This is a genomic window from Zhongshania borealis (assembly GCF_039539625.1).
Taxonomy (GTDB): Bacteria; Pseudomonadota; Gammaproteobacteria; order Pseudomonadales; family Spongiibacteraceae; genus Spongiibacter; species Spongiibacter borealis.
The window spans coordinates 157,367-171,011 of record NZ_BAABDM010000004.1 but is presented as its reverse complement, the minus strand read 5'-3'; the positions used below and the strand labels follow the sequence as shown (position 1 = coordinate 171,011).

Below are 13,645 nucleotides of genomic sequence, written 5' to 3'. Positions count from 1 at the left end.
AGTCAAATTAAGATGCAAGCAGACAATACTGCTCGCAGAGGGAAATTATAGGTTCAACTCAAGCGGCACTAAAGCAGCTCAATAAAGTTGTCGACCAATATATCTGGTCTGGCAGTTGCCACCGGCGCACCGTGATTATAACCATAGCTAACACAGGCAACGGGCATACCTGCAGCTCTAGCCGCTTCCACATCGTTTACGGAATCACCCACCATCACGGTGTTGGCGATCGCCACGCCCAGCTGTTCACAGGCTAACAGCAATGGCGCAGGATCTGGTTTGCGCACCGCGAGCGTATCGCCGCCCACTAAAACTGGCATCAATTCCTGTAAGTCAAAATGCGCGAGTATTGGCTGACTAAATCTAGCCGGCTTATTCGTCACACAGGCCATTTTAATGCCCTGCGCATGCCAATTACTTAGCGCTTCTTGCACACCGGGATAAAGGATGGTTTGCTCGCAGCATTGCTCACCGTAATACTCGAAAAACACCGCCAACAACTGATCAACTAATGTGTTATTCAGCCCGTTCTCCGGTACTTCAAGAGCAAATGCCAAGGCCCTTTGTACCAGCTTACGTGCTCCGTTACCCACCCAGCCGCGCACCCGATCAATGCCGGCCGGGGTATAATTGAGCTGTTCCAGACTAGCGTCTAGCGCAGCCGCCAGATCCGGTACGCTATCAATAAGCGTACCGTCTAGGTCAAACAAAATAGCCTGTAGCTCGCGGCCATCTAATAAGCTGCGCAAGCCTTTCATATGCTCGCTAATTCACTGCGCATTTTGTCGATGGTGTCAGTGTAATCCCCGCCATTAAATATCGCTGAGCCAGCCACGAAAGTATCTGCGCCCGCTGCTGCAATTTCAGCGATATTTTTAGCCGAAATACCACCGTCAACTTCCAAGCGAATATCCCGGCCGGAAGCATCAATTAAGGCGCGAACTTCTTTGATCTTGTCTATGGTCGATGGAATAAAGCTCTGCCCACCAAAACCGGGATTGACCGACATCAGCAGAATCATATCGAGTTTGTCCATTACGTACTTTAGGACCTCAGGACCAACAGCGGGATTCAACACCAGCCCTGCCTTGCAACCGGCATCGCGAATCATCTGCAGCGAGCGATCGATGTGGGTGGTCGCGTCTGGGTGAAAAGTGATAATACTAGCGCCGGCATCGGCAAAGTCGGCGATCATTCGATCCACCGGCGAAACCATTAAATGCACATCAATCGGTGCTTTTACCCCGTGCTTGCGCAGGGCTTTACAGACCATTGGCCCAATAGTCAGATTGGGAACATAGTGATTATCCATCACGTCAAAATGCACAATATCCGCCCCGGCTTCTAGCACGGCGTCAACTTCCGCACCCAGACAGGCAAAGTTCGCCGATAAAATCGATGGGGCTATCCAGTAATCTGTCATTTTGCTGTCCTGTAAAATTGAGGCGCTATTTTAAAGCCTAAAGCTGAGGGTGAGTATAGTTGTAAGTCGTTATTTTCAGGATTCGAGGCACTATATCAGCCAGCCCCGCCGTTAGAGAGGAATTCATCCAGATCCGCCAAGCGTTGCGGGGTACCAATATCCCACCAGTGGCCGCTGAAAACTTCTGCGCTTAGGCTGCCTTGCGCTATTGCTGCCCGCATAAGCGGCTTTAAAGCGCGCTTACCCGGCGTTAAATTCCGAAACATTGAGGGGCGCCAAACACTTATACCCGAAAAGGTGTAGCACTTTTCGCCAGAATTTTCTGACACCAAGCCATCAGGCGCCAGGCTGAAATCGCCCGCGGGATTGTGTGGTGGGTTCTCAATTAAAATAAGATGTGCGGCCGCCGGATGGCAATCCAGCAGCTGGCTAAAGTCAAAATCGGTCCAAACATCGCCATTGATCAACAAAAATGGCGTATCGTCATCACTGTCTAAAAAAGGTAGCGCTTGAACAATGCCTCCGGCCGTCTCTAGGGGCTGCGCTTCGCGTGAAAGCTGAACATCTACGCCATGACAATTCGCCGACCTAAAATAATCTTGTAATTGATCCGCCAACCACGAGCAGTTGACCACGACATCGCTAATGCCAACCCCGGCGAGCTTGGCTAAGTGGAAGTCAATCAGCGCACGGCCGCCAGCCCGCAGCAAGGGTTTTGGGCAGCGATCAGTCAGCGGTCGCATGCGGGTGCCCAAGCCGGCGGCCAATATCATGGCTTTCACTCAGCGTCCTTAAACCAGCTTTGCTGGCAAATCAGCGGCATTAATTTAAGCTCAAACCACTGCAAGAATTGGTCAAACTCGGAGTAGCGACTGGCAATATTCAGGGTGTATTCCAACACCAACGGCAGATCAGCCATATAGCCTGATTTGCCGTCACGCAAATTTAAGCGCGCAAATATACCTAACACCTTAATATGACGCTGCAAGCCCATCCAATCGACATCTTGCCTGAATTCCGCCTCATCAACTCCCTTTAGCAGGCCTGCCCGTATCGCCATCTGCCGATACACGCCGATCCATTCATCGACCATTTCATCTGGCCAACGGATATAGCAATCACGAACCAAGGACACCAAATCATAGCTAATTGGCCCCTGCACCGCGTCTTGAAAATCGATTATCCCCAGCCGTTCGTCGGCCAGTACCATTATATTTCGGCTATGAAAATCGCGGTGCACCAAGACTTGGGGCTGTGCAAGCGCGCGACGACACAGTAGTGAAAAGACCTCCCGCAGCATTGCAAGCTCATCGCTATCGAGCTGATAGCCGAGCAAACCAGCCACAAACCACTCTGAAAACAATGTCATTTCGGCGGTTAGCCGCAGTTCGTCATATTCAGGCAGACTGTGCTGATCCGCCGGAATACGCTGCATGACCAACAAAGCGCTAAACGCTTGCCGGTAGTAGTGATCGGCCGCCGCACTGTTCACTAATAAGGGCCAGAGCAATTGGTCGCCAAAATCTTCCTGCAATAAAAAGCCCCTAGGCTTATCCCAACCCAGCAGCGCCGGCACTCTCGCGCCGTTGCTGTGCAGTAGCGCCTGCACCGTAGCGAAGGCTAAATTGTCTTCTTTGTCCGGCGGCGCGTGCACCGCAATAACACTGCCCCCCGCGGCCAAAGACAAGCGGTAATAACAGCGAAAGCTCGCGTCGCCAGACACCACCGCCAGCTCAGCTGCTGCGTCGGCAGGCTCCAGTGAGAGCTGTTGCAAACACCAAGTGTGAAGTTCTTTTAATGGATAATTCATTTTTGTTTCCGTCAAAAGCCAGATTTTCGGCCTTTTATGCGCTCAGGCGGGCATCCTAGCAGAGAATGCTTTATTATCCACCTTCGCCAATCCGGGCTCCACCGCCAGAATAAAATCATTAGCTAATGTCAGTGTTTCGCCTAGCCACTTTATTCTTTATCGCCACCGCCTGCAGCGCCGGTTTGGCGCAAAATACGCTGCCGGAAAACTGTGGTGACACCAGCAATACGGCACTCAGCGGCGACATCAGCGATTTACCCGCCTACTACCAGCATTGGCATTGGGTGCCCAATAGCCACCTAAGTAAATCCGCGCGCTGCGGTCTCACACCGGGTTGCCAAGGCCGCTTTATCGAGCCAGCTCGAGATTGGGAGGGCGCTGGTAGCGACCCGCTTCGCGCACCGCTAAACGTCTCCGCCGACACGATTGAATCGCTTGGCAGCAAAGCGACCATGACCGGCGACGTGCAACTGCGCAAAGGCGACCTCAGTTTGGATGCCGGATATGCACAATACAATCGCAGCAATAGCACGGTACTACTCCGCGACAATGTCATCTTACGGCAACCCGGCATTCTACTCCGCGGCCAATTTGCACAAATCGACACCAACCGCGGTTTAGGTGAACTCCAGCAGGCCGAAATATTGAGCTTTCAGACCGGCGCTCGCGGCACTGCAGAACGAATTGGCAGGCCAGACTACAGTCGCTTTGAGATGGAAGGCGCCAGCTATACACAGTGCACCCCAGACAATGAGACCTGGTCACTTCATGCCGACAGTATTGTTTTAGATTACGATACCGGTCGCGGCGTAGCGCGCGGCACCAGCATTCGCGTATATGATGTCCCTGTATTCTATAGCCCCTACCTTAACTTTCCAGTTGATGAACGCCGCGCCACCGGCTTTCTATTCCCGTCGATCGGTCTCGCCAGTAATAGTTTGGATATCTCGACACCTTACTATCTGAATCTGGCCCCGAATTACGATGCAATCATTGCCCCGCGGTTTATTGAAAACCGCGGTGAAGCACTGGAAGCGGAACTGCGCTATTTAAATTCCTTTAGCGAATGGGCTATCAACACCAGCTACCTACCAGATGATGATAAAGAAAACATTAACCGCTGGCTCCTCGGAATCAATGAAGAAGGCTTTATAAATGATAGTTGGAGCACCGAGATTGACTACACCAAAGTCAGTGACGACGACTATTTCAGCGATCTCGGCCTTGCTAATTTATCAGTGAAGCGCAGCACTCACCTCAACCAACAAGCAGCGGTGAACTACAGCTCAGACTACTGGACTGCTCGCGTAGAGGTTCAGCAATATCAAACAATTGCCGACGTTGATGACCCCTATCAAAAAATGCCACAACTGAGTCTAAACTATCAGTCGCCAGCAAAAAACTTCCAGCTCGAACCCAACATGGAGATTGAATATACCTACTTTGATCACCGAGACAACCTAAGTCGTGGCGGTACCAATGTTACGGGGCAACGGATCTACGCCACCGCAGGAGCCAGTTTCCCTATGCGCTGGCGCTGGGGGTTTGTAGAACCTGCAATGAAAAGTCGAGTTGTCAGTTACGAACTAAAGGATGCGGACTTAGTCGGTATCGACGACAATCCGAACGCCAGTAGCGGTCAACTGACCGTAGACAGCGGCCTGTATTTTGAACGTGGACTCACTATCAACGAGCAAGATTGGACACAAACACTAGAACCACGATTGTTTTACCGCTATTCAGAGTACGAGGAGCAAAGCAATCAGCCCGACTTTGACAGCGCAGCACTGACCTTTACCTATCAGCAGTTATTCCGCGACACTCGCTTCACCGGTCATGACCGGCTAGACGACGCGAATCAAGTCGCCATCGGGGTCAGTAGTCGCTTTATAAACAATGCCGCTGGGCGCGAAGTACTTACGGCCAGCATTGGCCAACTGCATTATTTTGACGACGGCCAAGTTCAGCTGCCCGGCGACGAAGTGCGCAAAAGCAGCAGCTCGGATTTTGCCGGACAATTTCGTCTATTACCCGACGACAATCGTTGGTTCAGCGTAGATCTTCTGTATGATGCACGGCAAGGGGTGCTTAATCAGAGCAATCTGGGCTACCATCAGCGCAGCGACAATGGCGCACTGTTTAATATTGGCTATACCTTTCGCCGCGAGGGCAATGAGTTTGGTGGACTGGAAAACAATATTAAGCAAGGTGACGCATCACTGAGTCTACCAATTAATAGTCAGTGGAAGTTGTTCGCCAAGACCCAATACGATTTTGAGAATAACCGTCCAGTAGAAAACCTGATCGGCGCCGAATATCAAAATTGCTGCTGGCTCAGTCGCGTAGTTTATCAGCGCGCGTTGGAACCCGACGACAATAGTGGGTCTAACACTAACGGTACCGACAACAACTCGGCGGTACTTATTGAATTTCAATTAAAAGGGCTGGGTGGACTTGGCACCGCAGTAACCAGTGTTCTTAAGGAAAGTATTTTTGGCTACCTATCTGATGAATAATATGCGTTTACTCAAACTCCTAACCGCCACGCTCCTCATGGTTTTGGCACCACTGACTCAGGCTGAAACCAAATGGCTGGATAAAATTGTTGCCATAGTCGATGACGACATCATTCTAGCCAGCGAACTCGATACCCGTATCGAAAGTATCCAGGCCAATATCCAGCGCTCCGGAAAAGAGGGGCCGCCGCCTGAACAACTGCGCAAAGAAGTTCTCGACTTATTGATTTTAGAAAACATTCAGCTACAGCTTGCCAATCGCTACGGCCTGAGAATAGAAGACGAAGAGCTTAATGCCGCTGTAGCGCGAATTGCCGCCAGCAACAACCTGACGTTAGCGCAGTTTCAACAAGCTCTGACTGCAAGCGGCGCATCATATCTTGCCGTACGCGAGCAAATTTCTAAGGAAATGATTCTTCAGCGCGTTCAAATGGGCAATGTTAATCAACGCATTCAAATCAGCGACCAAGAAATTCAAAGTTTTTTAAAATCCGAAGAAGGTCGCCAGCGCACAGCGCCAGAATACCATTTCTCGCACATCTTAATTCCGGTCGCATCTGATGCAAGCAGCGCTGAGCGCCAGAAAGCAGAGTCTTTAGCAACATCCTTAAGCACTAAAATGCGGACGGGTAAAAACATCGACAACGCTAACAATGCATTTAACATTAGCGATTTAGGCTGGCGTAAGAGTACTGAGCTCCCGTCCTTATTCACCGACGTCGCAGCAACGATGAATGACAACGATGTCTCTGAGCCCATCAAAAGTGCCAGCGGCTTCCACATCATCCAGCTATTAGAAAGTCGCGGCGTAAAACAAATGGTTAAGCAGACTCGCGCCAGCCATATCCTACTTAAGCCCTCTGCCATCCGCAGCGAAGCGCAAACCATTGCCCTCGCGAAAGACTTGCGCCAGCGCATCCTCAATGGTGAGTCCTTCCGCGACCTAGCAAAGGAATATTCTGAAGACATCGGTTCTGCCCAAGAAGGCGGTGATCTCGGCTGGACGACCCCTGGCCAACTCGTACCTGAATTCCAAAAAGCGATGGATGAAACCAATCCAGGCGACATTCATGAGCCGATCGTCTCTAATTATGGCTGGCATGTTATTAAAGTTGTCGAGCGCCGCAATCAAGATGTAACCGCCGATATGCGCAAGCAAATTGCGCGCAATATTATCCACGAACGCAAATATGCCGACGAATTGGACATCTGGCTGCGCAAAATCCGCAGCGAGGCCTTTGTCGATATTAAAATTTGATGCCCGTGCGAATTGCCATTACCCCCGGTGAACCTGCCGGGGTTGGTCCAGAACTCCTTGTAAAGCTCGCCCAAGATAACTACGACGTTGAGCTTGTTGCTTTTGCCGACCCCACGCTGTTAATGCAGCGCGCCGCCGCCATAAACCTACCTCTGCAATGCCTGCCCTGTGACTTCACAAAGCCCGCCCAGCCTCATCGCAGCGGTCAGTTACGTGTCGTCGACATTACATTGCACGAAGCTGCGCTAGCCGGGCAATTAAACACCGCCAATGCCGCTTATGTGCTGGCTACTCTGCGCGAGGCGACCGATGCCTGCTTAGCCAATCACTGCCAAGCACTCGTCACCGGGCCAGTACAAAAATCAGTCATTAATGATGCCGGTATCCCCTTCAGCGGCCACACCGAATTCTTAGAAGAGCGCTGCGCTGCCGACAAGGTAGTGATGATGCTAGCCACAAAGCAACTGCGGGTTGCCTTGGTTACCACTCACCTACCCTTGAGCGCGGTACCCGCGGCAATTACCACCGCCACATTGCAACGTGTCACCGAGATTCTTCACCACAGCCTGCAAACGCAGTTTGGCTACGAGCAACCTCGTATCTTGGTATTGGGCCTCAACCCCCATGCCGGCGAAGGTGGTCATATGGGCCGCGAAGAAATCGACACAATTATTCCCTGCCTTGAGACGTTGCGCGCACGCGGCTGGCACCTCGATGGCCCCCTGCCCGCCGATACCGCCTTCACACCCCGCCACTTAGCCCAGTGCGACGCGGTATTAGCGATGTACCACGACCAAGGCCTACCGGTGTTAAAATACCAAGGCTTTGGCCGCGCAGTGAATATCACGCTCGGCCTGCCCATTATTAGAACCTCAGTAGACCACGGTACCGCACTTGATTTAGCCGGAAGCGGCACTGCCGACTGCGGTAGTTTTACCGCCGCACTCACCAGTGCAATTGAAATGACTCGGCACAGTAGGAAACACCTGTAATGCAATCCCCAGCTCCACACCGCGCGCGTAAACGCTTCGGGCAAAACTTTTTAACCGACCAAGGTATTATCCGCGGTATTGTTCGTGCCATAAGCCCCCTAGCCGGTCAACGCTTGCTAGAAATCGGCCCTGGTCAGGGCGCAATTACCGCCTCAATTCTCGATACCGACTGCCACTTAGACGTAATCGAAATCGACCGTGATCTGGTCGTAATATTGGAAGACAAATTTTCGGGGCGCAATAATTTCCAAATACATCAAGGCGATGCGCTGAAGTTTGATATCGGCGCGCTAGCGGGCACAGAAAAGCTGCGGGTTGTAGGCAATCTTCCCTACAATATTTCCACGCCATTAATATTCCACCTACTCAGCGCCCACGACTGCATTAGCGATATGCATTTTATGCTGCAAAAGGAAGTCGTCGAGCGCCTCGCTGCTGGCCCAGGCAGCAAAACCTATGGCCGCCTCAGCATCATGGCACAGTATTATTGCGCGATTGAGTCGCTATTCGATGTGCCTCCCGAAGCATTTTCACCCCAACCTAAGGTACAATCCGCTATTGTCCGGCTAACGCCCTATGCCCAGCTTCCCTTCCCGGCTAAAGACGTCAAGCTATTGCAAAGAGTGGTTCGCGACGCGTTTAATCAGCGACGCAAAACCTTGCGCAATACGCTTAAAGGTTTAATCAGCAGCGACGAATTAGAAGCGCTGGGCATCGACCCCGGTGTTAGACCAGAAAACGTCAGCCTAGAAAGCTATGTGACGATCGCCAACGCCGTTGGTGACGCGCATGACAACAATACTGCGGAGTAATAAATGCCAGAATCAGCCCCAGTCGAAATTCAGGTCGAAAGCCAGTTTCTGCCTGATCAATCGGTGCCGGAAGAACAGCGTTTTGCCTTTGCCTACACCATCACCATTCGTAATACCGGCGACGAAGCGGTCCGCCTAATCAATCGTCACTGGATTATTACTGACGGTGACAACCACGTTCAAGAGGTTCAAGGCGAAGGGGTCATCGGCAAGCAACCATTAATTGAACCCGGAAAATCATTCAGCTATACCTCTGGTGCAGTAATAGACACAGCAGTCGGCACCATGGAAGGCAGCTATGAAATGATCAGCGCCTCCGGCCGACCATTTATTGCGCCCATTGGGATATTCTCGCTTGTTCGGCCCTCGGCCTTGCACTGATACTTAAGCGAAAAGCCGACAAATCAAGGAGGCCAACATCGTGAGCAGATACGCCGTGGGGGATTTACAAGGCTGTTTAAAACCCCTGCAATGCCTACTCTCAGACGTTGGCTTTAACCCCCAAAATGACGAGCTATGGCTGGTCGGAGACCTCGTTAATCGAGGCCCAGATTCCCTAGAAACCCTACGCTACCTCTACGCAATTCGTGACAGCCTAAAAATCACCCTGGGCAACCACGACCTCCACTGTATCGCGCTCGCCAGAGGCGCAACTGACCGCGGACGTCATCCCAGCCTCAAGTCTTTACTCAGCGCGCCAGACTGCCCGCAACTTATGGATTGGCTCCTGCAACAAGCGCTAGTAATTCGCTCAGACGATGGTCGCTATCTCATGAGCCACGCGGGAATACCGCCAAACTGGAGCAGTGAACAAGCCCTCAGCTTGAGTCACGAACTAGAGGCCGTATTGCAAAGCCCAAATGCCGATGAGTTTTTTAATGAGATGTATGGTGACGACCCCCTATACTGGAACGACAGCCTAACAGGGCTGCCCCGGCTGCGCGCCATCACCAACCACCTCACCCGTATGCGTATCTGCACTGCTGAAGGTAAACTAGAATTAGGGTTTAAAGGTGCACTCGCCGACATTCCTGACGGCTACCGACCATGGTTCGAATTGCAAGAACCAAGTAGCCGAAGTGAAACACTCATCTTTGGCCACTGGGCTGCGCTCGAATGCCAGACCGGCCGCAGCGACATTATCGCATTGGATAGCGGCTGTGTATGGGGACGGGAAATGACCATGCTCAATATGGATAGCGGGAAACTGCATCGCTGTTCGTGTTGATCACAAAATAAACGCTAAGCTTAAGCCACCGTTGCGACGCCCAATGTTAGCGTAAATAAATCCTCAGCATTTACCGGCGATCGGCGGATGATAAATCATCTGCACCAAATTACCGTCGGGGTCCAAACAGTAAAAACTGCGCGCCCCGTCGCGATGCGTGCGAGGCGCAGCTTTAATAGGTACACCGTTTTCCTGCAGAAAAGCATGCCATGCATCAACATCATCGATGTCGTTAATAATAAAGCCCAAGTGATCAAGACGCTGCCCGGCCACCGGTCGCTCACCGCCTAGATAGCGGTGCAGCGCGAGGTTGTCACAGCCCGAGCACAGGTAAATATTATCGGGGTCTGGCTGCCACTCCACGACCATACCGAGCAAATCGGTATAAAATTGCAGGGTCTCATCAAAATTTGCGACGAACAGCGCAAGGTGTCGCAAACCGCCATGGGCTTTGGGCCGGCTTAACATCGTTTACTCCTCGCCTGCGATCTCATAGCTGTGGCTCACATCAACACCGGCCGCTTCCATCATAATAGATGCAGAACAGTATTTTTCGGCAGACAGCTCAACAGCGCGTTTTACGTGCGCTTCTTTTAAGCCTTTACCGCTCACCACAAAGTGCAGATGTATTTTGGTAAAAACGGCAGGCACCGCGTCGGCGCGCTCAGCTTGTAATTCGCAGCGGCAGTCAGCGACATCTTGCCGCGATTTTTTAAGCATGCTCATTACATCAAAGGACGCACAGCCACCCATACCAAGCAACAACATTTCCATGGGCCGAACGCCCATATTACGACCGCCATGGTCTTCTGGCCCATCCATGACAACCGAGTGGCCACTGCCAGACTCAGCTAGGAACATTGCACCATCAACCCACTTTACCGTTGCTTTCATTGTGTCCTCTTTGCGACTCTCATAATTTGGCCTAAGCTTATCATAAGCTTAGGCCAACGGCCTCGCCATCAACGTCAAAGCAGGTCATACTTAGACTTGGAACAAAGGCATTGGACATTCTGCTAGATCAAGAGACCTTACAACCGTGTTAAACCCAATAAAACCAGAAATTGCAAATATAGAAGGCTTCCTCGCGCACTGTCACCGGCGCAGATATCCGAGCAAAAGCACCCTGATTTATGCCGGAGATGACAGCGACGCGCTGTTCTATATTACCGAAGGTTCAGTCACCGTTATCATTGAAGACGACGAAGGTCGCGAGATGATTGTCGCTTACTTAAATAAAGGCGATTTTTTTGGCGAAATGGGTGTATTCGATGAAGACAGCCCAAGTACCCGCAGCGCACTCGTCAAAAGCCGCACAGAGTGCGAGATAGCTGAAATTAGTTATGCCAAGTTTCGCGAGCTCAGCGAACAATATCCCGATATATTACTGGCGTTGGGCCGACAAATGGCTAAACGCCTGCGCTTAACCACGCGTAAAGTCGGCGATCTCGCCTTTTTAGACGTTACCGGCCGCGTAGCTCGCACCCTGCTGGATCTCTGCAAACAACCCGACGCAATGACTCACCCGGACGGCATGCAAATTAAAATCACTCGCCAAGAAATTGGCCGAATTGTCGGTTGTTCACGAGAAATGGTTGGCCGGGTTTTGAAAACCCTAGAAGAACAGGGCTTGGTCAACGTAAAAGGTAAGACCATGGTCGTGTTTGGTACACGCTAGGTTTCGCCTAATGCTCGGCGGCAAAGCACCAGTCTTAGCGTTTGCCGTCTCCCATCCAGCGTTCAGCGGCCTCTCAGCTAAACAACTCCGCCAATTTATCACCAGGCTCATCCGCGCGCATAAACGCTTCACCCACCAAAAATGCATTTACACCTTGTGCGCGCATTGCCGCAACATCTGCCGCGGTATGAATACTGCTCTCAGTCACCACCAAAAACTCACTACCAATTTCGGGCAGCAAATCAAAGGTTGTTTGCAAAGTGGTTTCAAAATTATGCAAATTGCGATTGTTTATGCCGACAAGGCGATTACCTAACGGCAAGGTCCTCAGTAACTCTTCTGCGTTATGCACTTCAATTAAAACATCCAAACCCAAGCTAGCGGCCAAGTCATTCAAACTCGCCATATCGGCATCGTTAAGCGCCGCAGCAATAAGTAAGATGCAATCGGCGCCAATCGCTCGGGCTTCGTATACTTGATAAGGATCAACAATAAAATCCTTACGAATCACCGGCAACGAGCAGGCCGCTCGCGCTTGCTGCAGGCAGGCTTCTGAACCCTGAAAAAAATCAGCATCGGTAAGCACTGACAAACAAGCAGCACCACCACGCTCATAGCTTGCCGCTATATCAGCTGGACGAAAGTCTTCACGAATCACACCTTTGGAGGGCGACGCTTTTTTGATTTCGGCGATCACCGCCGACTGACCCGCCGCCAATTTAGCTTCCATGGCCCGGACAAATCCACGGGGCGCGGAAGCTGTTTTAATGTGCTCTTTAAGCATGGCGATAGTGATACTAGCACTACGCTCGGCAACTTCTTCGCGCTTACGGTCAATGATCTTCTTTAAGATAGTTGGCGTGTTTAATATTGAACTCATGCGCTGGCTCCACCAACCAAGCCCTGACTAAACGCCGCTAATTCACCCATTTTTTCCAATGCCTGGCCACCATGTATTGTGTCTTCCGCCAATGCCACGCCATTTTTCAGAGAATTTACTACGCCGGCAACATACAGCGCGGCACCCGCATTAAGGGCAATTATATCGGCGGCTTTCTTCCCTGCTGCAGTGCTGCGCTTACCTAATGCATCACGGATTAAGGCCAGCGACTCGGCGCTATCGGCCACAGCCAAACCCAGTAAACTCTGACTCTCAATCCCAACATCTTCCGGCGTTAGCAAGTACTCAGTAATTACGCCATTTTTAAGCTCGGCGACCTCGGTTGCGCTGGCCAGGCTAATCTCATCCAAACCATCTTTGGCATGAACAACCATCACATGCTCAGCGCCGAGACGCTTAAGCACCTCAGCCAACGGGCGGCACAACTCAGAACTAAACACGCCCAACACCAAGCGCTTCACACCCGCCGGATTTGTCAGCGGGCCAAGGATATTAAAGATCGTTCGCTGGGCAATTTCGCGGCGTACACCAATCGCAAATTTCATCGCTTTATGGTGATTAACAGCAAACATAAAGCCAACACCGACTTCGCGTATACAGCGACCCACTTGCTCAGCGTCGAGATCGAGCTGAATACCCGCCGCCTCTAACAAATCCGCGCTGCCGCTTTTGGACGAGACCGAGCGATTACCGTGCTTGGCCACCTTCGCGCCCGCCGCGGCGATCACAAAGGTACTTGCCGATGAAACGTTAAATAAATTCGCGCCATCACCACCGGTGCCGACAATATCGACCACATGATCTAGACCGCTAATATCGACTGGCGTCGCCAGTTCTCGCATTACTTTTGCGGCACCTTCAATCTCATCAATGGTTTCGCTCTTCATGCGCAGCGCAATCAAAAAAGCGGCTATTTGAGCGTCGCTGCACTGGCCCGTCATGATTTCGCGCATGACTGCCGCCATTTCTTCAGTCGTTAAACTGAGGTGCTGGACAACTCGACCCAGTGCTTCTTTTATCGTCATAC

The 13,645-nt window shown here is 51.5% G+C and carries 15 protein-coding genes; 7 read left to right on the top strand and 8 right to left on the bottom strand.

The annotated features are described in order from the left end of the window. Positions 1 to 68 precede the first annotated feature (68 nt). From ABD836_RS12170 to ABD836_RS12155, 4 genes are all read right to left on the bottom strand, one after another. Complete coding sequence (locus ABD836_RS12170) at positions 69 to 758, bottom strand: phosphoglycolate phosphatase (protein ID WP_344936262.1); 690 nt, start codon at positions 756 to 758, stop codon at positions 69 to 71. Beyond that, on the bottom strand, positions 755 to 1,423 hold the full coding sequence (rpe, locus tag ABD836_RS12165) for a ribulose-phosphate 3-epimerase (RefSeq protein ID WP_344936260.1): 669 nt from the start codon (positions 1,421 to 1,423) through the stop codon (positions 755 to 757). The genes ABD836_RS12170 and rpe overlap by 4 nt, the downstream gene beginning before the upstream one ends. Positions 1,424 to 1,518: 95 nt before the next feature. Continuing rightward, complete coding sequence (murU, locus tag ABD836_RS12160; protein WP_344936652.1) at positions 1,519 to 2,196, bottom strand: N-acetylmuramate alpha-1-phosphate uridylyltransferase MurU; 678 nt, start codon at positions 2,194 to 2,196, stop codon at positions 1,519 to 1,521. 5 nt (positions 2,197 to 2,201) lie between these two features. After that, positions 2,202 to 3,233, bottom strand: a complete 1,032-nt coding sequence (locus tag ABD836_RS12155) for an aminoglycoside phosphotransferase family protein (RefSeq protein WP_344936258.1) — start codon at positions 3,231 to 3,233, stop codon at positions 2,202 to 2,204. Between the two features lie 125 nt (positions 3,234 to 3,358). Here ABD836_RS12155 and ABD836_RS12150 point away from each other — a divergent pair, with 125 nt between their 5' ends. Genes ABD836_RS12150 through ABD836_RS12125 form a run of 6 tightly spaced genes read left to right on the top strand, consistent with a single transcriptional unit; the run spans position 3,359 to position 10,039 of the window. Continuing rightward, on the top strand, positions 3,359 to 5,749 hold the full coding sequence (locus ABD836_RS12150; protein ID WP_344936256.1) for an LPS-assembly protein LptD: 2,391 nt from the start codon (positions 3,359 to 3,361) through the stop codon (positions 5,747 to 5,749). Next, positions 5,727 to 7,007, top strand: a complete 1,281-nt coding sequence (locus ABD836_RS12145; protein ID WP_344936254.1) for a peptidylprolyl isomerase — start codon at positions 5,727 to 5,729, stop codon at positions 7,005 to 7,007. Before ABD836_RS12150 ends, ABD836_RS12145 begins: the two co-directional genes overlap by 23 nt. Beyond that, on the top strand, positions 7,007 to 7,999 hold the full coding sequence (gene pdxA, locus ABD836_RS12140) for a 4-hydroxythreonine-4-phosphate dehydrogenase PdxA (RefSeq protein ID WP_344936253.1): 993 nt from the start codon (positions 7,007 to 7,009) through the stop codon (positions 7,997 to 7,999). The genes ABD836_RS12145 and pdxA overlap by 1 nt, the downstream gene beginning before the upstream one ends. Continuing rightward, complete coding sequence (gene rsmA / locus ABD836_RS12135; RefSeq protein ID WP_344936251.1) at positions 7,999 to 8,811, top strand: 16S rRNA (adenine(1518)-N(6)/adenine(1519)-N(6))-dimethyltransferase RsmA; 813 nt, start codon at positions 7,999 to 8,001, stop codon at positions 8,809 to 8,811. The genes pdxA and rsmA overlap by 1 nt, the downstream gene beginning before the upstream one ends. A gap of 3 nt (positions 8,812 to 8,814) precedes the next feature. Continuing rightward, a complete protein-coding gene (gene apaG, locus ABD836_RS12130) occupies positions 8,815 to 9,192 on the top strand; it encodes a Co2+/Mg2+ efflux protein ApaG (RefSeq protein ID WP_344936250.1) in 378 nt (125 codons plus the stop codon). Positions 9,193 to 9,232: 40 nt separating this feature from the next. Then, on the top strand, positions 9,233 to 10,039 hold the full coding sequence (locus ABD836_RS12125) for a symmetrical bis(5'-nucleosyl)-tetraphosphatase (protein WP_344936248.1): 807 nt from the start codon (positions 9,233 to 9,235) through the stop codon (positions 10,037 to 10,039). Between the two features lie 63 nt (positions 10,040 to 10,102). On the opposite strand, the gene ABD836_RS12120 is transcribed toward ABD836_RS12125, so the two are convergent. Together ABD836_RS12120 and ABD836_RS12115 are read right to left on the bottom strand one after the other, a co-directional pair. Then, positions 10,103 to 10,507: a VOC family protein gene (locus ABD836_RS12120; protein WP_344936247.1), complete on the bottom strand. Its 405-nt coding sequence runs from the start codon at positions 10,505 to 10,507 to the stop codon at positions 10,103 to 10,105. A 3-nt stretch (positions 10,508 to 10,510) separates the two neighbouring features. Beyond that, positions 10,511 to 10,933 (bottom strand): OsmC family protein, encoded by a 423-nt coding sequence (locus ABD836_RS12115; protein ID WP_344936245.1) that lies wholly within the window; start codon positions 10,931 to 10,933, stop codon positions 10,511 to 10,513. Between the two features lie 145 nt (positions 10,934 to 11,078). Here ABD836_RS12115 and crp point away from each other — a divergent pair, with 145 nt between their 5' ends. Next, positions 11,079 to 11,717: a cAMP-activated global transcriptional regulator CRP gene (gene crp, locus ABD836_RS12110; RefSeq protein ID WP_344936243.1), complete on the top strand. Its 639-nt coding sequence runs from the start codon at positions 11,079 to 11,081 to the stop codon at positions 11,715 to 11,717. Positions 11,718 to 11,790: 73 nt separating this feature from the next. On the opposite strand, the gene trpC is transcribed toward crp, so the two are convergent. Both trpC and trpD read right to left on the bottom strand, forming a co-directional pair. Continuing rightward, a complete protein-coding gene (gene trpC, locus ABD836_RS12105; RefSeq protein ID WP_344936240.1) occupies positions 11,791 to 12,597 on the bottom strand; it encodes an indole-3-glycerol phosphate synthase TrpC in 807 nt (268 codons plus the stop codon). Beyond that, positions 12,594 to 13,643, bottom strand: a complete 1,050-nt coding sequence (trpD, locus tag ABD836_RS12100; protein ID WP_344936650.1) for an anthranilate phosphoribosyltransferase — start codon at positions 13,641 to 13,643, stop codon at positions 12,594 to 12,596. The genes trpC and trpD overlap by 4 nt, the downstream gene beginning before the upstream one ends. Between the last annotated feature and the right edge of the window lie 2 nt (positions 13,644 to 13,645).